Genomic DNA, 19,489 nt, shown 5'->3' on the forward strand with positions numbered 1-19,489 from the left:
CGCATAACAGGGTATTGAAACGCTGCGGCAGTATTCCCATATCGGTTACTCGGCACGATTTCATTTGTGCTGAAGATGTAGCGCTATCCGCGGAACAAGTGCAGGCCTGGAATGTCCTTTTCCCGTGCGGTAGTAATCAATGTATCCTTGCGCTTTGTGGTGCCCGCCTGATTGCGGCGCGCCAGTATTCTGGGGAAATGGAAGAGGCCATGATAAAGATAAACAGCCTGACCAAACGCTTTGGCGAGCATGTCGCCGTGGACAATTTGTCCTTTGACGTAAAACCGGGGGAAGTTCTGGGATTTCTCGGCCCCAATGGCGCCGGCAAGTCCACTACCATGAAGATGCTTACCGGCTTCCTGACGCCGGACGGTGGCAGTGCTTCTGTCTGTGGGTTCGATATCCGCACGCAGATTCTGCAGGCCCAGCAGCAGATGGGTTATCTGCCCGAAGGCGCCCCCTGTTACGGCGATATGCGGGTGAAGGGTTTTCTCGAATTCATTGCCGAGGTGCGCGGTTTGCGCGGCGCCGACAGGCAGCGCCACGTGGCGCGCGCGGTCGAGCAGGTTGAGCTGCAAGCGGTGCTTGGCCAGACCATCGATACGCTGTCCAAGGGATTCAAGCGCCGGGTCGGTCTGGCCCAGGCGATTCTGCATGATCCGCAGGTGCTGATTCTCGATGAGCCTACCGACGGCCTGGACCCGAACCAGAAGCATCAGGTGCGTAACCTGATTCAGCAGCTGGCCAGCGGCAGCAACAAGATAGTGGTCATCTCCACGCATATTCTCGAAGAGGTCAGTGCGGTGTGCAGCCGGACGGTGGTGATTTCCCGTGGTCGTCTGCTCGCCGATGGCACACCCGAGGAGCTGGAAGCCCGTTCCACTTATCATCAGGCAGTGACGGTGCTGCTGCAACAGCCGGTGGACAGTCAGCCGCTGTTGGCGCTGCCAGGCGTGAAGGCAGTTGAAGTCGCACGCGAGGGGCATCAGCTGACGGTCATCGCCGAGCCGGGTGCGGTGATCTTCCCGGCGATTGGCGAATACGCTCGTCAGCAGCAATGGCAGGTAAAGGAATTGTCGGTCGAGCGTGGACGTCTGGATGATGTCTTCCGCCGCCTGACTGCGGAGGAGGCCGCATGAAAAGTCTTGGCGTGATCTTCAAACGTGAGCTGGGCAGCTATTTTGCCACTCCGCTGGCGTATATCTTCATCGTGATCTTTCTGGTGCTGTCCGCGGTGTTCACCTTCTACCTGGGTGGCTTCTATGAGGGCGGGCAGGCGGATCTGATCCCGTTCTTCAACTTCCATCCCTGGCTGTATCTGTTTCTGGTACCCGCGGTGGCCATGCGGCTGTGGGCCGAGGAGCGCAAGTCCGGCACCATCGAGTTGCTGATGACACTGCCGGTATCGCGTACCGACATGGTGCTGGGCAAGTTCCTGGCCGCCTGGGTATTCGTCGGTATCGCCCTGGTGCTGACGTTTCCGATCATCATCACCGTCAACTACCTGGGTTCGCCGGATAACGGCGCGATCTTTACCGGGTATCTGGGCAGCTGGCTGCTGGCCGGCGGTTATCTGGCCATCGGCTCGTGCATGTCGGCCCTGACCAAGAATCAGGTGATCGCCTTCATTCTCAGCGTGGTGGCCTGTTTCGTGTTCATTGTCAGCGGCTTCCCGCTGGTACTGGATCTGTTCAGCGGCTGGTCACCCCAGTGGCTGCTGGATGCGATTGCCTCGCTCAGCTTCCTGATTCGCTTCGATGCCATCAGCAAAGGCGTGCTGGATCTGCGTGACCTGCTGTATTTCATATCGCTGATGGCCGTCTGGCTGTTTGCCACCGCGATTGTCATCGACCTGAAAAAGGCCGATTGAGGCAAGGGAGAACAACAATGAAACGATTGATGTATTCAGGTACCGGCCTGCTGGTACTGCTGCTGGCCTTCATCGCCTTCAATATGGCTACCGGGGTATTGTTGCCGGGCGCCCGGCTGGATCTGACCGAACAGAAGCTGTTTACCATCTCCGATGGCACGCGGGACATTCTCGAAGAGCTGGACGAGCCGATAACCCTGTATTTCTTCTTCTCCGACCGGGCCAGCAAGGACATGGTCGTGCTGCGCAATTATGCCCGCCGGGTGGAGGAAATGCTGCGCGAGTACGAGCGCGTCGCCGACGGCAAGCTGAAGCTGCAGATCATTGATCCGCAACCCTTCTCCGAAGCCGAAGATCGGGCCGCCGAATTCGGCCTGCAGGCCGTGCCGCTGACCCAGAGCGGAGATCAGCTGTACTTCGGCCTGGCCGGTACCAATCAGCTGGCTCAGCGTGAAACTATTCCTTTCTTTGCCCTGGAGCAGGAAGGCCTGTTGGAGTATGAGCTGAGCCGGCTGATCAACAGTCTGGCCCACCCGGAAAAACCGCAGATCGGTTTGATGGCCGGCCTGCCCATGACCGGTGGTATGAACCCGATGACCGGGCAGCCCGGCGCGCCCTGGATGGCGTTCGAGCAGATGCAGCAGATGTTCGACGTGCAGAATCTGGACAGTGATATTGATAGCGTACCCGAAGAGATCGACGTGCTGCTGCTGGTGCATCCCAAGGCGCTGAGCGAGGCAGCGTTGTTCGCCGTCGACCAGTTCGTGCTGCGCGGTGGCAAGTTGCTGGCCTTCATCGACCCGCTCGCCGAATCCGACCAGAGCATGGAGGCCATGATGGAAGGCATGGCCGATGGCAAAGCCTCCGATCTCGGCCCGCTGCTGGCCGCCTGGGGTGTGCAGTACAACCCCGAGCAGGTGGTGGTGGATGCGCGTCTGGGTATGTCGGTGAGCCGTGGTCAGGGGCAACTGCCGGCACGGCACATCGGCTGGCTCGAGGTCGAACCGCAGTTCATGAGCAAGGACGACACTGTTACCGCGCCGCTGCAATTGCTGACCGTTGCCACAGCGGGTGCGCTGCAGCCGATGGCCGATGCGTCAACTTCATTCATGCCGTTGTTGTCCAGTTCGGCCAACAGTGCTCTGGTGCCCAGCAGTCGTTTCAGTGGCATGCAGGATCCTGAAGTGCTGCTTAACGGCTTCCAGGCAGATGATCAGGTCTACCACTTTGCCGCACGTCTGCAGGGGCCGGCGCAGACTGCGTACCCGGATGGGTTGGAAAGCCGTGAGCCTGCATTGACCGAGTCGGACAACATCAACGTATTAGTGATCGCCGATACGGACATGCTGACCGACCGCATGTGGGTGCAGGTGCAGGACTTCTACGGCCAGCGCATTCCCCAGCCCTGGGCGGATAACGGTGGGCTGCTGATCAATGCGCTGGATAACCTGTCCGGCTCCGAAGCGCTGATCAGTGTGCGCTCACGCGGTGATTTCAGTCGCCCGTTTACTGTGGTGGAGGATCTGCAACGCAAGGCGGAGCGGCGTTATCGCGCCAGTGAGCAACGTCTGCAGCAGCAACTGGAACAGACCGAACAACGCCTGCGTGAACTGCAGCAGGGCCAGGATCCAACTCAATTGACTGAGCTGAGCGCCGAGCAGGAAGCGGCGATTCAGGGTTTTCTCGACGAGAAGCTGGCCATCCGCAAGCAACTGCGCGATGTGCGATATGAATTGAATGCCGATATCGAGCGTCTGGGTAACCAGCTCAAGGCAATCAACATCGCGTTGGTACCGGCATTGCTGACCTTGGGTGTACTGGTATGGTGGGTGGTGGGACGTCTGCGCCGCCGCACCATTTGAGGAGAACTGTCATGCGTAATAAACCATTGATCTTTACCGTGGTGCTGACCGCGGTACTGGTGGCGCTGGCGCTGAATATGCGTGATAAGGATCGGGTCGCGGACCTGTCCAGCCGTAATCTGCTGTCACCGATGCAGGTGAAACAATTGGCCTTGCTGGAACGCATCAGCCTGCGACGGGGAGAGGGGCAGGTCGAGCTTGCCCGGTCTGAGGGTGAATGGGGCGTGGTCAGTCATGCCGGCTTCCCGGTTCAGCAGGAGCGCCTTGCGGCGCTGATGCACGCGGTGCGGGGCGCTCGGGTGGTTGAAGAGAAGACCAGCAACCCCGAGTATCATGCACGCCTGGGACTTGATGTGACCGCAGCGGACAGCGAGGCGCTACAGGTTGACTTGCACAGTCCAGAGCTGGATTTTGGCCTGATCTACGGCGACACGGTTGGCACAGGACAGTTGCTGCGGTTTGCCGAACAGGACCAGGTATTGCTTATCAATCGCCCGTTCAGCATGTCAGTCAATCCAACCGACTGGCTGGCGCTGAACGTCATTGATATCCCTATGCAGCAGCTGGCGACCGCACGCTGGACCCACGCCGATGGCGAGACGCTCGAGTTCGACAAGGCGGGGGAGGGTGAGTACAACCTGCGTTTGCTCGGGTCGGATGCGCAGCAGACGCAGGGTGGTAATGAGCGCTGGATCAACAGCATGGTGCTGGCGCTGATCAACCTGACCGCACAGAATGTGGCCTTGCGTGACGACCTGGCATTGGCCGAGCCCATGTTGCAGATGCAGGTAACCACCTGGTCCGGTGCCGACCTGGCGGCTTCGCTGCATGCCATCGACGGGCGTTACTGGTTGCTGATCGATAGTTACACGCCGCCACAGGAAGGTGAATTGGATGTATATGCCGACCCTCGTTGGGCGTATCAGATCGGAGTCGCTCAGATGGAGAATCTCAACAAGCGGCAGGCAGACGTCGTTCGCGCTCCATAATGGAATCCGCTTGCAGCGCTTGGTTGTTTGGCTAGAATCGAGAAAGGCCGAACGGAGCATGGCCACGCCGCTCCGTACTGCCTGAATGATGCGATTCAATTGTGATACGGAGATTGAGGAAATGTCTGATCGGCAAACCGGTACGGTGAAATGGTTCAACGACGCCAAGGGTTTTGGCTTCATTCAGTGCGAGTCAGGTCCGGACGTATTCGTGCATTTTCGCGCCATACGGGGCGATGGCCACCGGACTCTGGTGGAAGGCCAGAAGGTCGAATTCGCTGTCTCTCAGGGCCAGAAGGGCCTGCAGGCTGACGACGTAGTCGCGCTTTGAGCGTCGAGCCGGAGCCATTCTGGTATTGTCTGGCGCTGGGCGATGGTCTGTTGGCCACTGTTCCCCTGAGCGATATAGAAGAGGCGTTTGGGCAGCTGTATCCGCGCGGGGAAGCACCGCCGGATGCCGCTGTTTTCAGTCGTCATCGGCTGGATGGGTTGCAGTGTGAGGTCACCGTGTTCTTTTCCCCTTCGCTGGCCGATCTGGCCAGGCGATTCAAGGCACATCCCTGTGCTCGACCCCGAACCCGCGATCTTGAGTTGCTGGCCGGTTCAGCCGGCGCGCTGCAGCTGTAATCTGAAGGCTTACAATCCCGGCAGGTTATTGGTCAGCCAGCGCTGAAACTCTGCCGGCGGTAGAGCACCGTTAAGGCGGGCAACCTCCTTGCCCTTGTGCATGATGAGTAGCGTTGGAATGCTGCGGATGGCAAAACGTGCAGCCAGCTCTTGCGCCGCTTCGGTATCGACTTTGGCCAGGCGGGCACGTGGCTCGGCAGTGCCGGCGGCCTGGGTGAATACCGGAGCGAACTGCTTGCATGGGCCGCACCAGCTGGCCCAGAAATCGACCACCAGCGGCAGATCGGCATTGGCGTGGGCATTGAAGTTTGCCGTGCCGAGGTCTACCGGAGCGCCGATGAACAGCGACTCCTTGCAGGCTCCGCAACGTGGGGTCTGATCAAGTCGTTCAGCGGCCAGGCGGTTACGACGGTGGCAATGCGGACAGGCCAGTGTGATGGGCTCACTCATGAACGTGCTCCTGTTTGTCTGTCAATCGGACAGGCGGTGCGCCTCAGGGCTTCATCGCCCAGACGAATTCCTCTTCACCCTCGGCGGTGACCTTCATCCAGCTATCGGCGTTGGCCTCGCCGTGCTCTTCCTGCCAGCCACCAATGGAGCAGCGTACTTCGCGGTTTATACCAGCCGCTACCGCGCGGGCGCAGTCAACATCGGTCGCCCAGGGCGTATGTTCGCTTTCAAACCAGATGCTGGCCCATTTGCCAGCCGCCTTGCGCACTATCATCAGTGGTATGGCGGTTTCGCCATGCAGGGTGCCGCGACGCATGGTGTTGGCCCAGGAGCCCAGTTCGACACGGCCGACGTGCTGTTCCAGCCAGCCAATCAACTCGTCCAGAAAGTCTTCTTTCAGGTAGATCTCGATATCCGGTTGGCGCACAGAATTTCCTCTCAATGGCGTTGCAGCATGACCATGCGCATGGCGACTTCCAGCCCGGCAATACCGCTGTCGCGCAGTGCCTGTTGCCGGTCGGGGCGGCTGCGGAAGCCGTGGGGGGTCATGCCGATCAGATTGTCCAATGCGGCAGACTCCAGATCCAGAGCATAGCGCAGGACCTGATCATTGACGATCTCCAGACCCTCCGGCAAGACCTTGATCAATTCCGGGGTGGGATGAATGCTATCGTACAATTTTTCGCGCAGGGCCAGCAGGTGATCAGCGTGCGGCCCGACCAGCAGCAGCTGGCCACCGGGTTTGAGTACGCGCAGACACTCGTCCCAGGACCACGGACTGAACACGCACAATGCGGCATCCAGCCCTGCATCGGCCACCGGCAGACGCGCACTGGAGCCGACCAGCCACTGGATGTCGCGGTTGCGCCGACATGCCTTGATTACGGCATCTTTACTGATATCCAGTCCGGCGCAATCAGCTTGCGGCAGGGCACGAGCCAAGCGGTCGGTGTAATAACCTTCGCCGCAGCCCATGTCGAGCAACGCAGCGGGTGCCTGCTCGGTAAACAGTCGGTTAATCTCATCGCTGACCGGCTGGTAATGGCCGCCATCGAGAAATGCCTGACGATGGGCCAGCATGGTCGGCGTGTCGCCGGGCTGGCGGCTGTTCTTGTGCTGGACCAGCAACAGGTTCAGATAGCCCTGACGGGCCTGGTCATAACTGTGGCCATTGCTGCAGGACCAGTTTCGGTCTTCGGTGTTAAGCGGCTCACGGCAGTGAGGACAGATAAGCTGAGGCATCAGGCAAGCAACTGTTTGAGGGTGGTGTAATAGATGTCGGTCAGGATATCCAGATCGCTGGCGTTGACGTGTTCATTGGTCTGGTGGATGGTCGCATTCAACGGGCCGAGCTCGACTACCTGGGTGCCCATGGCGGCAATGAACCGACCATCAGAGGTGCCGCCGGAGGTGGACGGCTGAGTATGGCGACCGGTGACCTCATGGATAGCAGCTGTGACGCCGTCCAGCAACTCACCCGGCTCGGTGAGAAAAGGCTGGCCGGAGATCGTCCAGTCCAGCTCGTAATCCAGTCCGTGGCGGTCGAGGATGTCAGACACTCTTTGTTGCAGGCCGGGTACGGTGGACTCCGTCGAAAAACGGAAATTGATCAGCGCTTCCAACTCGCCCGGCACCACGTTGGTGGCTCCGGTGCCCGAGTGGATGTTGGAGATCTGGAAGCTGGTGGGCGGAAAGAAGGCGTTGCCCTGATCCCAGGTCTCGCTGGTCAGTTCCGCGAGCGCCGGTGCCGCCAGATGAATCGGATTACGAGCAAGATGGGGGTAGGCCACATGGCCCTGCTTGCCCTTGATCAGCAGACGCGCATTCAGCGAGCCGCGGCGGCCGTTCTTCACCACATCACCCACCTGTTCGGTGCTGGAAGGCTCACCGACGATGCACCAATCGACTTTCTCCTGACGTCGCATGAGGGTTTCCACCACCTTGACCGTGCCCTCTGTCGCTGGACCTTCCTCATCGCTGGTGATCAGAAGGGCCACCGAGCCGCGGTGATCGGGATGGGCGGCCACAAAGCGCTCCACCGCCACCACCATGGCAGCCAGACTGCCTTTCATATCGGCAGCGCCGCGGCCATAGAGCACGCCATCACGAATGACGGGATCAAAAGGCGGAGTGTCCCACTGTTCCAGTGGCCCGGTCGGAACCACATCGGTGTGGCCGGCGAAGCACAGCACGGGTTGTGCTGTACCGCGACGGGCCCAGAGATTGTCTACTTCACCAAAACGCATGGATTCCAGAGCAAAGCCGCAAGCCGCCAGCCGCTCGCCCATCAGCTGCTGGCAACCTGCGTCATCAGGCGTGGTTGAGTTGCGGGTTATCAGCTCGCAGGCGAGGGCTAGAGTGGGGGAGAGCGTAGTTTTCATTATGGCCGACCGGTCTGAATTCGGCGGCCATAATAGCAGATATACCCCTCATATTGATCGGCACCGCGCGTGGACCTACGGCTTGGCGGGGTGCGTTTCATGCCCCATGGGTGTGCTATCCGGTAAGCTCGCCTGTGGATCGCGGAAATCGGGGCTGTGCGTTTCGGAGTCCAGTGGCATGTGGCTGTAACGCTGGATATCCGGAGAATGATGATTCTTCTCATCCAATATCCGCTTAAGTTCACAATGCCCGGTGGCGCCACGAAATACCGCCATGCCGCCAAGGGCCATTTGCAAAACACCACTCAGACCGCCGGTGCGCATGCCATTACCCAGCAGAGCCAGACCGCCGATAATCGAGGCGGCGCGCTCTGCGCCTTCTACATTCTTGGGGGTGGTGAGATGAAGCATATTGATTACCTCTGGTTGAGACAGGAATGGTCCGCGTCAGCAGGTAAGCCTGCGCGCGGACCGGATGGGTCAACGCGCAGGGACGTTTTGCGCATCATGTGAAATGGTGACTTCGACGCGGCGATTCATTGCACGGGAAGCCGGTGTGTTGTTGTCCGATACCGGATGCGCTTCACCGAGACCGACAGTTTCGATGCGGCTCGACGCGACTCCTTCACGTACCAACGCGCGTCGTACGGCATCTGCTCGGGCCTGGGACAGCGTGAGGTTGTAGGAATCGGCGCCGGTGCTATCAGTGAAACCTTCGATAAGCACTTTGCGCTGATCGTGTTCTTTCAGAAATTCTGCCAGTTTGCGCACGCTGGAATTGGCCGCCGGTTTCAGCTCGGACTTGTCGTGATCGAACAGCACGTTGCTGAAGGTCACCACTGAACCGCGATCGGTCTGTTTGGCATTCAACTCGTCCTGCAACTGCTTGATCTGCGCATCCCTCGCTTCCAGACGGGTACGGGCACGTTTCTCGGATACGCCTTCCAATTCCTGCTCTGCCGCGCGCATGGCTATGGTCTGGCGCGCCAACTCGACGCGTTGTTCGGTCAGGTACGCCAGATGGTCGATTTCATGTGGCTTGGCACCTTCTTTCTGGGCGAGTTCCGCACGGCTCAGTGAGCCACGGGCGTCTTCGGTTTCCACAGCTGCCAGTTGGCGTGCCTGGGGATGGTTCTGCAATTCGGTCACGCTCAGTCGCGCCTGCTCCAGATTGGGATTGAGTTCGTTGGAGGCACAGGCCGTCAATAACAGGCCCATAGCCAGGCAAGCCGGAATAGTCAGATACGTACGCATGGGATCTTCTCCTCGCAATTGGATAAGTTGGCCGCAGTGGTTACCGGACGCCGCGCATGGTTTCTTCACGCAGCTCCTCGGTACCGCGTTCGGCTTCCTTTACCACTTCCAGGGCTTTTTCTGCACGGGCCTTGCGTTCGGCAACACGGGCATCCCATTCGGCCTGTTCGGCAAGATAGCGTGCTCGCTCATATTCCTCTGCCGTGTTGGCCTGTTCGGCCTGCAGGAGTTTCTCCCGGGCCTTGCGTAACTCCAGCGGTGCATATTCAGCGCTCTGCGCCGTATCGGCAGCATTGAGTGCCTGCTGGGCCGTCGCCAGCTGGGTAGTCGGTGGGGGGGTGCTGGCGCAACCGACCAGGGCAGCGGCAGCCCCAAGGGTAGCGACGGCTATCAGATGTTTGGGTACGTGTAGAAAAGCGTGTTTAGACATGGTTCCGACTCCAGATTGAATGCATTGCGTCAACAATGGTTACGGAAAAATGAAACTGTGCTTCCTTTACTGGCAGGACCATCCGGGCCATGAGCATTGCGCTGCCGATGCGCTGTAATCGACCAGTGTGAGACTGTTGCAATCACAGTATGTACAAAGGGTCTGACCGCTTGGTGTGGAGGCTGTTCAACAAAATGTAACGTCGCGCGGATGTTGCCGCGTGCCAGCGGGTAATTCAGGCGGGCCAGCGTGCCTTGCGCCAGGCGCGACGCTGCTTCTTGTCGAGGTAGGTCCAGGCCAGCAGTCGGCTGTGCTTCTGCCCCTGCGCCATGGGGATGACGCGGATGTCACGAGCCTGCTGTGTTTGCAGCTGTTGTTGCAGCATAGGCAGGTTGACGGCTTTCGATACCAATGTGGTAAACCAGAAAACCTGCCCGGTAATGGCGGCGCTGTCGGCGATCATCCTTGACAGAAACCCGGCCTCGCCACCGTCACACATCAGCTCGTTTTGCTGTCCACCGAAGTTCAGTGCAGGCACCTTGCCCGGACTGCCTTTGCCACCCTTGCCCAGGTTGCGCCATTTGCGCTGACTGCCACTGGTGGCCTCAGCCTGGCTGGCATGGAAGGGTGGGTTGCACAGGGTGAAGTCGAACTGCTCGTCGGCACCGACGATCCCGCCAAAGATACGGGATGGCGTCGGCTGGTGACGCAACCGGATACCAGGAGCCAGCACCGGGTTGGCGGCCAGAATACGCGCCGCATTGTCCAGCGCGGCAGAGTCGATATCGGCACCGACGAACCGCCATTGATATTCAACCCTGCCAAGCAGGGGATAAATCAGATTGGCGCCAGTACCGATGTCCAGGCCGACAAGCTGCTCGCCTGTGGGTATCTTGCCGTCATGGCTCTCGCCGAGAAGATCGGCCAAGGCGTGGATATAGTCGGCGCGCCCAGGCACCGGCGGGCAGAGATAGCCCTCGGGAATGGCCCACTCACGGATGCCGTACTGATGCAATAGCAAGGCGCGGTTCAATGCCGTCACCGCTCGCGGATTGGCAAAGTCGAGCGTGGGAAAACCCTCTGCAGCCCGGATGATATGGGCGGTCAGCTCGGGATGGGCACGGGCCAGAGCATGCAGGTCATAATGCCCCTGATGGCGATTGCGCGGGTGCAGCCCGGTTTTCGGCGGGCGTGGCGGGTTCGATCTGGAAGGCATGAGATGATCCATTTGGCAAGAGGTGAATTGTCCCACAACGACGTTGGAGGTTCATCCGGCTTGTGCACAATTAAGGTGGATGAATCTGTGGATAACCCTGTGATAGAAAGTGCCAGGCCGCATCAATGATGGCTTCGGGAGTGCTGGCTGTTTATTGATCAGTTGCGGAAATAGGCGGTCGCCATGCGTTATACTGCGCGGTCTTATTTCTGCGAGGTTTGCATGGCCATTGATGATCCGCGTTTCGGTGGTATAGCCCGGTTGTATGGTACCGAGGCCCTGGCTCGTCTGCAGGGCAGCCACGTAGCCGTGATCGGTATCGGCGGCGTCGGCAGCTGGACTGCCGAAGCACTGGCGCGCACCGGGGTGGGGCGTATCACCCTGATCGATATGGACGACATCTGCGTCACCAATACCAATCGCCAGCTACCGGCGATGAAGGGCAACATTGGTCGACTCAAGGTGGAGGCCATGGCTGAACGCCTCCGAGCCATCAACCCTGGTTGTGAGGTACGCCCGATCATGGGTTTCGTCACGCCAGACACCCTGGCTGAATACATCACCGATGATATCGACTGCGTAGTGGATTGCATTGATAGCGTGGCCTCCAAAGTTGCCCTGATTGCCTGGTGCCGTCGGCGCAAGATAGGCATCGTGACCACCGGCGGCGCTGGTGGGCAGATCGATCCGACCATGATCAAGGTGGCGGACCTGTCAAAAACCGTAAATGATCCGCTGGCCGCCAAGGCGCGTTCGATGTTGCGCCGCGACCACAACTTCCCGCGGGCCGACAGCAAACGCAGTTTTGGTGTGCCCTGTGTGTATTCCACTGAGCAGCTGCGCTACCCGAAACCGGATGGCTCGGTATGTCAGCAGAAGTCGTTTGTGGGGGAGGGCGTGAAGCTGGATTGTTCCGGCGGCTTTGGCTCGGTGACCATGGTCACGGCGACCTTCGGGATGGTGGCGGCGGCCAAGGCAGTGGAGCGACTGCTGCGGTAACCCACCGCAGGTTCGCTGCCGTTGAAGGTCTCACCAAGATGTTGCTGCCGCCATGGCTGTTGGTTGTTGATCGAGACGAGGGGAGATTTCCTCCCGGTATTTTGCCAACTGGCTCACAGCTCTGTTCTTCCAGGCCGGCTTCTCTTTTCCTGGTCTGATATAAGGGCACCTTTGTTCGTCAGACAAGGGAATACAGGATGTTCGCCCCGGCCAATATTGCACATTTCACGCTCGACATTCCCCGCATAGACCACGACTTCAAGGTGCTGTCTTTTCAAGGCACCGAAGCCATCAGCCAGCCCTACTGCTTCGAGCTGGATCTGGTCAGCGAACGTCCCGATCTGGATATCGAAGGTCTGCTGCACCAGCCGGTGTTTCTCAGCTATGCCGGCCCGGACAAGGGAATACACGGGCTCATCCACAGCGTCGCCCAAGGCGAATCCGGTAAACGCCTGACCCGCTACCGGGTCACTCTGGTGCCGCGCCTGGCCTACCTGCAACACGCCACCAACCAGCGAATCTTCCAACACAAGACCGTACCGCAGATCATCACCGAGGTGCTCAAGGGCCACGGCATCTTCACCGACTCCTTCCGCTTCCAGCTGCGCGAAGAGGGCCCCGAAAGAATCTACTGCACCCAATACGGCGAAACCGACCTGCACTTCATTCAGCGCCTGTGTGAAGAAGAAGGCATCCACTACCACTTCCAGCATAGTTCGGAAGGCCATCAACTGGTGTTCGGTGAAGACCAGACGATCTTCCCCACGCTCCCGGTAACCAAGTTTAATCAGGGCAGCGGCATGGCCGCCGACGAACCGGTCATCAAGCGCTTCAACCTGCGCCTGCAAACCCGCCCCAGCCACGTCACCCGCCGTGACTACAACTTCGAAAAACCGCGCCTGCTGATGGAAAGCGCAGCACAAAGCGAAGCCATGCCCGCCCTGGAAGACTACGACTACCCCGGCCGCTTCAATCACCGCGACCGAGGCACCCACCTCGCCACAAGAACCCTGGAAACCCACCGCGCCGACTACCGACTGGTTAACGGCGAAAGCGATCAGCCTCTGTTGATCAGCGGGCATTTTCTGGCCCTCGCTGAACATCCTCGTCAGGATTGGAATGATCTCTGGCTGCTGACCTCGGTAACCCACGAAGGCAAGCAACCTCAAGTGCTGGAAGAATCCGTCACCAGTGATGCCAATCCTGAAGATGGCTTTACCCAGGGCTACCGCAACACCTTCACCGCCACCCCGTGGGATGTGATTTTCCGTCCCCAAACAGACCAAAAGAAACAAACTATCGCCGGCAGCCAGAGCGCCGTTATCACCGGCCCGGAAAACGAAGAAATCCATTGCGACGAATACGGCCGCGTTAAAGTCCAGTTCCACTGGGACCGCCACGGCCAGGCCGACGCCAAGACCAGCTGCTGGCTCCGAGTGGCCAGCAACTGGGCCGGAGACCGCTATGGCGGCATCGCCATTCCAAGAATAGGCATGGAAGTGCTGGTCTCCTTCCTCGAAGGCGACCCCGACCAGCCCCTGATCACCGGTTGCCTGTACCACAAGACTCACCAGGTCCCGTACAACCTGCCGGAGCACAAAACCCGCAGCGTCTTCAAAACCCTGAGCACCCCTGGCGGCGACGGCTTCAACGAACTGCGCATCGACAACAAGGCCGGCGAAGAACAGATCTTCATCCACGCTCAGCGCGATTGGGATCAGAACATCCAGCACGACCAGACCATCCGCATCGGCAACGAACGCCACGACCGCGTCGAGGCCAACAGCTATACCGAGTTATTGGTCGAAGAACACCGCACCACCCACGCCGATCGCAAAACCGAGATCAGGGCTGACGATCATCTGACCGTTGCCAATAATCAACACATCAAGCTCGGTGATGGTCAGTTCATCGAGGCCGGCCAGGAAATCCACCTGTCCAGCGGCATGAAAGTGGTACTCGAAGCCGGCAGCGAAATCACCTTAAAGGCCGGCGGCAGCTTCATCAAGATCGACCCCAGCGGGGTAAGTCTGGTCGGGCCCAGTGTGAAGATGATTTCAGGTGGGAGTGCGGGGAAGGGGAGTGGGGCTGCGCCGACTCTACCGGCGCAGGCTTTATCTGCAGGTGCAGATAAAGCTGGTGGGCTGCTTATCCTGGCGGGTGAAAACAACATCAGTGAGATATTGATCCCCGCCCAAAAGCAGGCGTTGCAGCGAGCGGCCACACAGGCCCAGCCATTCTGCGCTATCTGCGAGCAACAGGTAACGAAGCAATGACATCTACTCAGGCATACCTGCTACTTGACGGCGCGCAGATGGATAATTTGCTGGTGCAGATCTACCAGCTGGAAGATACCCCTGAGATTCATTTGCTCTATCAAAATACGCATTACCAAGCCTTGGCTGAAGTCGGTCCTCTGTTGATTAAGCTGTCTACGGGTAGCCGCTTGGAGCAGCACTTTATGGAACATTGGCAGGCTAGCGCCGGGTTATGGCTTGAAACTGATGCGGGCGAGTCAGAGCTGGTGGAGCACCTGCGCAGCCTTGTTCATGTCGGTATTGGGTCCGACGTAACTGTGTTACTGCGGTACCATGACCCGCGAATCATGCGTCATTGGCTACCCGAGTTGCCGCCTGACGATCGCGACCGGACGATGGGGCCTGTGTTGCGCATGCGTTTGCCCGCTTTGCCAGGCGAAAACCGTGCTGGTGAGATCCGGCGCACGAAGCCCGCTACTGCTGCTCGCTACAGCAATACCCCCTGGCTACGCCTGAATGAGGAACAGGTCGAACGACTCAATCGCGCACATTTGGAGGAGTTCGACCAACGCTTGCTCGCGCATATCGACCGGCATTTTCCTGATTGTCTGGCCGATTGCGAGACAAATGCTCGCTTGGCTTGGGCCGCTGCCTGCCGGCAGAGCGCACAAGCCTATGGCTACAGCGCAGCGGATGAAGTGGCGCAATGGGCAAATCTTTGTGCGTTGCTGGGAATCGACTTCCCTCAGGCTCCGGCCCACCAAAGCTATCAGCAGATACTGACCACATCGCGCCTGTCTCATGAAAAGCGCCTGGAGCACCTGGCCCTCGAACTGCAACGCCATCTGCTGACCGACAAGGAAGTCACTGTATGACTACTCACAACCACGATCAGGCTCTGCACCTGGCCAACGCCAATCAGGCCGCAAAAAAAGATTTTGCTACCGAAAATCTGGCCAGCCCAGTTGCCGCTTGCCCAGCGCGTCAGGCTGAGATCTTTGTCGTGCCGGTCCGCTACGCGCTGGGCGAACAGGCAGCAGAGCATGCCAATTTTCAGCCAGGTGTGACGCCAAGCAGTCACCCTATGGCGCTGCGCCGTCTGCGCGAGGGTTATCTCTACATTTGGCACCAAGATAGCCAGTTGAAGCGCTACGCGATCGCAGATGATGGATTGTTGGTGGAGCAAGGGCTTGATGCCCCCGATGCGCCAGTGCCCAGCGGCAGCCAAACGGGCGTCGCTTTGAATAAGCAGTACGATGCCTGGCTGATGTTCAGCGAAATTCCTCTTCCACCTTCGGTTCATCAACTCTTGGCGCAAAGTGCCAGCGAACGCCAAGGGCGCATGCGCCACGTGAGCCTTACGCAGGTCGCATACAACTTGACCGCCGCACACTGTCCCCCGCTTGAGTTCAGTGACCAGCTGATGGCTGAATTGATGGCTGAACCGCGCGAGCAGGCATTGGCTCGCGATTATCAGCAAAAGGGAGATGCCTACCGGGAAGGAGTTAATGCGCTTGGTCAGCAGATGTACAAGAACCCCACCCCTGAACTTGTGCACGCATACGTGAATGCTTCCCTCCGGTTGCGTGAGGGCGAACAGGCCGCCGCGGGCCATCCAAAGTCAGCGGGTCAGTCCGGCGAATGGAGTGCGATTTCCTGGGACGTATCAGCCGTCGATACCTGGCTTAGTCGAGCTCGGAGTGAAGCCGGAGCACTGCATGCTGTGTTTGTATGCCTTGATGACGATCTTGGTGTACTGCGCGATATCAACCATGAACAGGAACGAGTGGAAGCGCTCCACGAAAGTTGGGTCGCAGATAATAACCTGCGTCAAAGCGTAGGAGGCTTCATCCGTAGCATGATCCGAGAGGATGGCGGTGAAGTATCAAACTTGCTCAACTATCGCTACCGCGATCATGATATTCAACTCACCCCTACGCAGGGCGAGACAATTCTGGAAAGCCAGCGCCGACTTGAAGAACTGTTCAAGGAAGAGAGCCACATTAACCAGGAACGTGGCCGCCAGTACAGCCACACCCAAGCCAATGCAAAGCTAGCCCGGGTCCATGACGAGGTGGCAGCTACAACTGCGCCGGTACGCGACTTCCTGCCGCCCGAACTCTATAACCAGGCCGAGCTCATCGTACGTGAATACCGCAAGGAAAAAGTCACCAACCTGGCCGGCGGCCGCGCCGCCGCTCAGGTCGCCGAACATATCGACCTGGAACGCATGGACGCCTGGCTTGACGAAGAAGCCCCCCAGCACTATCAGCAAGTGGAAGAGCGTCACGAAGCTCTCTATGCCGATCGTGCGAGATTTCTGCCTCGCCATGGCTCCGGCACCTGGTTCGTTGATTACAGCGACCTTGACCATCAACGCTGGCTCGACGAAGTTGCCAAAGCCACTCTTAGCGCCCAGTGCAGCCGTCAGAAGGGCGCCGACCAGTTCGCCGGTTACGTGCGCTCCGATGATGTTGGCAGCCTGCGTCTTGTATTCCATGCCTGGAGCCCGTCCTTGGAGGTGGCAGTTAACAGCACCAGCCGGCTGAATGAAATTTTGGCGGCACTCAGTCGAGACAATTTAGGTGCCACCCAGGCCGCCCTTGCCAGTCTGTTGGATGAGCCCGCCGTGGCTGCGTTGCAACGCTTGGCCCAAGATATGGAAGGTGCGTGGGCTAACACTGTTAGCAGGCTCGGTGCAGCGCTATTAGCACTCAAGTTACCCGGAGAGGTGGCCGGCCAGTGGGCGGGATCGTTTGTGGTTGCGAGGCTCGGTGATGATGTTCGCTTGGTGCGTTTTGCTGACGGCGTGAACCAGAGCTGGCGTCTGCTCGGAGGTAAGGCCGACACGCTCAATCAGTGGTTGCGTGGGACAGTGCAGGCCATTGGTCAGGGCCGCGCCTCCGCGATTGCACAGTCATCAGCGGTTCAGAACAGCGGCGGCTTGCTGCCACTGGCTGCGTTGCTACTCAATGGTCTTAATGCCAATCATTATCTTAGCCAGGCCGGCGCGGTCGATGGGATGGACAGTCGGCGCGTGGCTGAAACGGTATCGGCCAGTCTATATGCCGGTGCGGCGCTGACGGCTGTGATACAGAACTGGTTGATTCTGGGGAAAGGTGTCGAGGAATTAAATCTCCGTACATCAATCGCGCCGACGTTGACCCTATTCGGTGGGGTAGTTGGCGTTTTGTCGTTTGGTGCCGCAAACCGAGAATTTGAGGCGCTGCAGCAGCAAATTGAGCAAGCTCAGACTCGGGTCGACCCGTGGCTTGAGCGACGCCAAACGGTAACGCTTGGCCAAAGCGGGATTTACTTTGCCCAAGCAGCTCTGGGTCTTAGCCTGACTGGCATGCGAATGGCTAACCGTATCAGCACTGCCCAAGCCATCCGTTATTTCAGGATGGGCATGGGGCCGATAAACTTGCTGCTTCTTGGTCTGGGTGGCGCTTACCTTTATGCTTGGTCGCGACAGTCCACTCCCATGTAGAACTATCTTGCCGGTTGTTGCTGGTCTAAGGCTCGTGCCTTCAGGCGTGAAGATATTGCACCGGAAGCACAGCTTGAAGAGTTCCAGCATCTTCTTTTGCTGGTTTTCCAGCCTCGTGTCCATTTGGAAACCAAAAGGGTCAGTCTCGTCAACGGTCGCAAGTTCATCCGCCGACTGATCATAGACCTGCCCGGCGCCGAACCGAGCAACACTCGCTTGGACTTGGCTCTTCTCGGCAACCCGACGAACTGGGATGCACTGAGCGAATCCAACAACCCATTCGGCCATAAACCCCTGAGCGATTTAGGCGCGCCTTGGCTTCGTGGTAGTCAGTGTGAATGGATACCTCCCAGTGAAGGTCAAGGGCTACGCCTTTCAGGAGGCTTTGAACTAGGCAAACCCTTTATGGACGCGCCGAGTCGGCTCTTGCTACGCCTGCGTTACAATCATCCGCTGGCGATGCTCGCCAACGTCGGAGGGGTGATTGGCGGCGAACAGGGTCTGACCTACAGTCTCGACGCTGACAAAGGCCTTATTCCCCTACGTGATGGTGAGTCGACGTCGGAATTAAGCCGTGCCAGTCTCTACAGCCTTGGACAAGGTCCCAACGCGGTATTTCTTCAACCCAAGGGGGGACAATGAATAATAAATCCCACACTCATAAACGCCTTTTCTCCCGCGAGAACTACCTCGCCCCGCCAGCTATATCCACTGGCCAGCCGCCCAAGGACGTGCTCAACACTATCTGGCGCAAGAATGACGTGTATCTTGATATCGGTGAGTACAGTATCGGCTCGGCGGTGATGGTGATATGGCCCGTATTGATGCTTTCCTTATTGATTGGCTGGTATACCGTGGAAGGCTGGGACCTGCTTTACTGGGGTGGGGTCTCGGGAATCTGCGGCATTCCTATATTGCTCACACTTTACGGTTTGACCCAGCCCGTGCCTCCACCAACCCGTTTCAACCGTCAGCGTCGCGAAGTCTGCGTGCCGCAAAAGGATGGTAGTTATTGGATTGTACCGTGGGAACAGGTCGAAGCGCAGGCGGTGGCAATGGACAGCATCGGGCAGCACGGCAAAACCACGCAAGGGCTGCTGGTGGTCGGTTTTACTAATCCTGATCAGAACGCTGATGAGGTGGATAAACACTACAGCATTGGCTTCAGTTGTGGTGGCGGTACCACTGCTATGCGCCTGTGGGAGTGCATGCGCAGTTATATGGAAATAGGCCCGGATGCCGTATCTGACAATACCCACCGCTTTAATCGCAGCAAAGGAATATGGGCCACTTACATGGACGATGTTATCGAAGCAGGCAACCGCAAGGGCTGGTTCCTGGCATTACTATGGGAGGGGTTCTGTGGCCTGATCGTATTCAATACTCTGCTTATTGATTTGATCGAGCGGAAAAAGCTCTCGCCTCCACCTGACCTGACTGATCCCGCCATCATCGAATGGTCCAAGCCTCTGCCGCTCGATCAATGGGCCAAACGCTCACCGGAGCTGGAACAAGCGATCGCCGACCGAGAAATCGAGCTTGCCGAAGAACGCGCCATCAAGGAAGCCGCGGAAGCAGCAGCCAGGGCCGCCTTGCCGCCCGATCCCAGACCAGCAAAATCCAACTGGCCTACAGACTGAATGACCTTCCCTCGTACTAACTT

Annotated in this window: 20 protein-coding genes; 12 read left to right on the top strand and 8 right to left on the bottom strand. The window is 58.7% G+C overall.

Features of this window, described 5'->3' with window-relative positions; genetic code table 11:
* Window positions 1-209 precede the first annotated feature (209 nt).
* The 6 genes from BLU11_RS02200 to BLU11_RS02225 all read left to right on the top strand — a co-directional run bounded on the left by BLU11_RS02200 (window position 210) and on the right by BLU11_RS02225 (window position 5,348).
* Window positions 210-1,139 carry an ABC transporter ATP-binding protein gene (locus tag BLU11_RS02200; RefSeq protein ID WP_090271845.1) on the top strand — a complete coding sequence of 310 codons (930 nt, stop codon included), beginning with the start codon at window positions 210-212 and terminating at the stop codon, window positions 1,137-1,139.
* Complete coding sequence (locus BLU11_RS02205; RefSeq protein WP_090271846.1) at window positions 1,136-1,870, top strand: ABC transporter permease subunit; 735 nt, start codon at window positions 1,136-1,138, stop codon at window positions 1,868-1,870. The genes BLU11_RS02200 and BLU11_RS02205 overlap by 4 nt, the downstream gene beginning before the upstream one ends.
* Before the next feature lie 17 nt (window positions 1,871-1,887).
* Window positions 1,888-3,732 carry a GldG family protein gene (locus tag BLU11_RS02210; protein ID WP_090271847.1) on the top strand — a complete coding sequence of 615 codons (1,845 nt, stop codon included), beginning with the start codon at window positions 1,888-1,890 and terminating at the stop codon, window positions 3,730-3,732.
* 11 nt (window positions 3,733-3,743) lie between these two features.
* Window positions 3,744-4,721, top strand: coding sequence for a DUF4340 domain-containing protein (locus BLU11_RS02215; RefSeq protein ID WP_157718511.1), 978 nt, complete (start codon window positions 3,744-3,746; stop codon window positions 4,719-4,721).
* A gap of 121 nt (window positions 4,722-4,842) precedes the next feature.
* Window positions 4,843-5,052: a cold-shock protein gene (locus tag BLU11_RS02220; protein WP_090276160.1), complete on the top strand. Its 210-nt coding sequence runs from the start codon at window positions 4,843-4,845 to the stop codon at window positions 5,050-5,052.
* A complete protein-coding gene (locus BLU11_RS02225) occupies window positions 5,049-5,348 on the top strand; it encodes a hypothetical protein (RefSeq protein ID WP_090271849.1) in 300 nt (99 codons plus the stop codon). The genes BLU11_RS02220 and BLU11_RS02225 overlap by 4 nt, the downstream gene beginning before the upstream one ends.
* Before the next feature lie 9 nt (window positions 5,349-5,357).
* Here the strand turns inward: BLU11_RS02225 and trxC are convergent, their stop codons facing one another.
* The 8 genes from trxC to rlmF all read right to left on the bottom strand — a co-directional run bounded on the left by trxC (window position 5,358) and on the right by rlmF (window position 11,079).
* Entirely contained in the window at window positions 5,358-5,798 is a 441-nt protein-coding gene (gene trxC / locus BLU11_RS02230) for a thioredoxin TrxC (protein ID WP_172828659.1), read from the bottom strand.
* A gap of 43 nt (window positions 5,799-5,841) precedes the next feature.
* Complete coding sequence (locus BLU11_RS02235) at window positions 5,842-6,225, bottom strand: hypothetical protein (RefSeq protein WP_090271850.1); 384 nt, start codon at window positions 6,223-6,225, stop codon at window positions 5,842-5,844.
* An 11-nt stretch (window positions 6,226-6,236) separates the two neighbouring features.
* On the bottom strand, window positions 6,237-7,040 hold the full coding sequence (locus tag BLU11_RS02240; protein WP_090271851.1) for a putative RNA methyltransferase: 804 nt from the start codon (window positions 7,038-7,040) through the stop codon (window positions 6,237-6,239).
* Window positions 7,040-8,179, bottom strand: a complete 1,140-nt coding sequence (dapE, locus tag BLU11_RS02245) for a succinyl-diaminopimelate desuccinylase (RefSeq protein ID WP_090271852.1) — start codon at window positions 8,177-8,179, stop codon at window positions 7,040-7,042. Before dapE ends, BLU11_RS02240 begins: the two co-directional genes overlap by 1 nt.
* 75 nt (window positions 8,180-8,254) lie before the next feature.
* Window positions 8,255-8,590 carry a YgaP family membrane protein gene (locus BLU11_RS02250; RefSeq protein WP_090271853.1) on the bottom strand — a complete coding sequence of 112 codons (336 nt, stop codon included), beginning with the start codon at window positions 8,588-8,590 and terminating at the stop codon, window positions 8,255-8,257.
* A gap of 69 nt (window positions 8,591-8,659) precedes the next feature.
* Complete coding sequence (locus BLU11_RS02255) at window positions 8,660-9,433, bottom strand: OmpA family protein (protein ID WP_090271854.1); 774 nt, start codon at window positions 9,431-9,433, stop codon at window positions 8,660-8,662.
* Window positions 9,434-9,473: 40 nt separating this feature from the next.
* A complete protein-coding gene (locus BLU11_RS02260) occupies window positions 9,474-9,863 on the bottom strand; it encodes a DUF4398 domain-containing protein (protein ID WP_090271855.1) in 390 nt (129 codons plus the stop codon).
* Between the two features lie 235 nt (window positions 9,864-10,098).
* Complete coding sequence (gene rlmF, locus BLU11_RS02265) at window positions 10,099-11,079, bottom strand: 23S rRNA (adenine(1618)-N(6))-methyltransferase RlmF (RefSeq protein WP_090271856.1); 981 nt, start codon at window positions 11,077-11,079, stop codon at window positions 10,099-10,101.
* Between the two features lie 222 nt (window positions 11,080-11,301).
* Between rlmF and tcdA the strand changes: the two genes are divergently transcribed.
* The 6 genes from tcdA (at window position 11,302) to BLU11_RS02295 (ending at window position 19,466) form a co-directional block, all read left to right on the top strand.
* Window positions 11,302-12,078, top strand: coding sequence for a tRNA cyclic N6-threonylcarbamoyladenosine(37) synthase TcdA (gene tcdA / locus BLU11_RS02270; RefSeq protein ID WP_090276166.1), 777 nt, complete (start codon window positions 11,302-11,304; stop codon window positions 12,076-12,078).
* A 197-nt stretch (window positions 12,079-12,275) separates the two neighbouring features.
* Complete coding sequence (tssI, locus tag BLU11_RS02275; RefSeq protein ID WP_090271857.1) at window positions 12,276-14,354, top strand: type VI secretion system Vgr family protein; 2,079 nt, start codon at window positions 12,276-12,278, stop codon at window positions 14,352-14,354.
* Window positions 14,351-15,211 carry a DUF4123 domain-containing protein gene (locus tag BLU11_RS02280; protein WP_090271858.1) on the top strand — a complete coding sequence of 287 codons (861 nt, stop codon included), beginning with the start codon at window positions 14,351-14,353 and terminating at the stop codon, window positions 15,209-15,211. The genes tssI and BLU11_RS02280 overlap by 4 nt, the downstream gene beginning before the upstream one ends.
* Complete coding sequence (locus BLU11_RS02285; protein ID WP_090271859.1) at window positions 15,208-17,826, top strand: toxin VasX; 2,619 nt, start codon at window positions 15,208-15,210, stop codon at window positions 17,824-17,826. Before BLU11_RS02280 ends, BLU11_RS02285 begins: the two co-directional genes overlap by 4 nt.
* A gap of 96 nt (window positions 17,827-17,922) precedes the next feature.
* Window positions 17,923-18,468 carry a hypothetical protein gene (locus tag BLU11_RS02290; RefSeq protein ID WP_090271860.1) on the top strand — a complete coding sequence of 182 codons (546 nt, stop codon included), beginning with the start codon at window positions 17,923-17,925 and terminating at the stop codon, window positions 18,466-18,468.
* Window positions 18,441-19,466 carry a hypothetical protein gene (locus tag BLU11_RS02295; protein WP_407920242.1) on the top strand — a complete coding sequence of 342 codons (1,026 nt, stop codon included), beginning with the start codon at window positions 18,441-18,443 and terminating at the stop codon, window positions 19,464-19,466. Before BLU11_RS02290 ends, BLU11_RS02295 begins: the two co-directional genes overlap by 28 nt.
* Window positions 19,467-19,489 lie beyond the last annotated feature (23 nt).

The organism is Halopseudomonas litoralis, from assembly GCF_900105005.1.
In the GTDB taxonomy this organism is placed as follows: Bacteria; Pseudomonadota; Gammaproteobacteria; order Pseudomonadales; family Pseudomonadaceae; genus Halopseudomonas; species Halopseudomonas litoralis.

Coding starts and splice junctions, on each gene's coding strand:
- BLU11_RS02200 (WP_090271845.1), top strand. CDS start 210: ATGATAAAGATAAACAGCCTGACCAAACGCTTTGGCGAGCATGTCGCC.
- BLU11_RS02205 (WP_090271846.1), top strand. CDS start 1,136: ATGAAAAGTCTTGGCGTGATCTTCAAACGTGAGCTGGGCAGCTATTTT.
- BLU11_RS02210 (WP_090271847.1), top strand. CDS start 1,888: ATGAAACGATTGATGTATTCAGGTACCGGCCTGCTGGTACTGCTGCTG.
- BLU11_RS02215 (WP_157718511.1), top strand. CDS start 3,744: ATGCGTAATAAACCATTGATCTTTACCGTGGTGCTGACCGCGGTACTG.
- BLU11_RS02220 (WP_090276160.1), top strand. CDS start 4,843: ATGTCTGATCGGCAAACCGGTACGGTGAAATGGTTCAACGACGCCAAG.
- trxC (WP_172828659.1), bottom strand. CDS start 5,798: ATGAGTGAGCCCATCACACTGGCCTGTCCGCATTGCCACCGTCGTAAC.
- BLU11_RS02240 (WP_090271851.1), bottom strand. CDS start 7,040: ATGCCTCAGCTTATCTGTCCTCACTGCCGTGAGCCGCTTAACACCGAA.
- dapE (WP_090271852.1), bottom strand. CDS start 8,179: ATGAAAACTACGCTCTCCCCCACTCTAGCCCTCGCCTGCGAGCTGATA.
- BLU11_RS02250 (WP_090271853.1), bottom strand. CDS start 8,590: ATGCTTCATCTCACCACCCCCAAGAATGTAGAAGGCGCAGAGCGCGCC.
- BLU11_RS02255 (WP_090271854.1), bottom strand. CDS start 9,433: ATGCGTACGTATCTGACTATTCCGGCTTGCCTGGCTATGGGCCTGTTA.
- BLU11_RS02260 (WP_090271855.1), bottom strand. CDS start 9,863: ATGTCTAAACACGCTTTTCTACACGTACCCAAACATCTGATAGCCGTC.
- rlmF (WP_090271856.1), bottom strand. CDS start 11,079: ATGCCTTCCAGATCGAACCCGCCACGCCCGCCGAAAACCGGGCTGCAC.
- tcdA (WP_090276166.1), top strand. CDS start 11,302: ATGGCCATTGATGATCCGCGTTTCGGTGGTATAGCCCGGTTGTATGGT.
- tssI (WP_090271857.1), top strand. CDS start 12,276: ATGTTCGCCCCGGCCAATATTGCACATTTCACGCTCGACATTCCCCGC.
- BLU11_RS02280 (WP_090271858.1), top strand. CDS start 14,351: ATGACATCTACTCAGGCATACCTGCTACTTGACGGCGCGCAGATGGAT.
- BLU11_RS02285 (WP_090271859.1), top strand. CDS start 15,208: ATGACTACTCACAACCACGATCAGGCTCTGCACCTGGCCAACGCCAAT.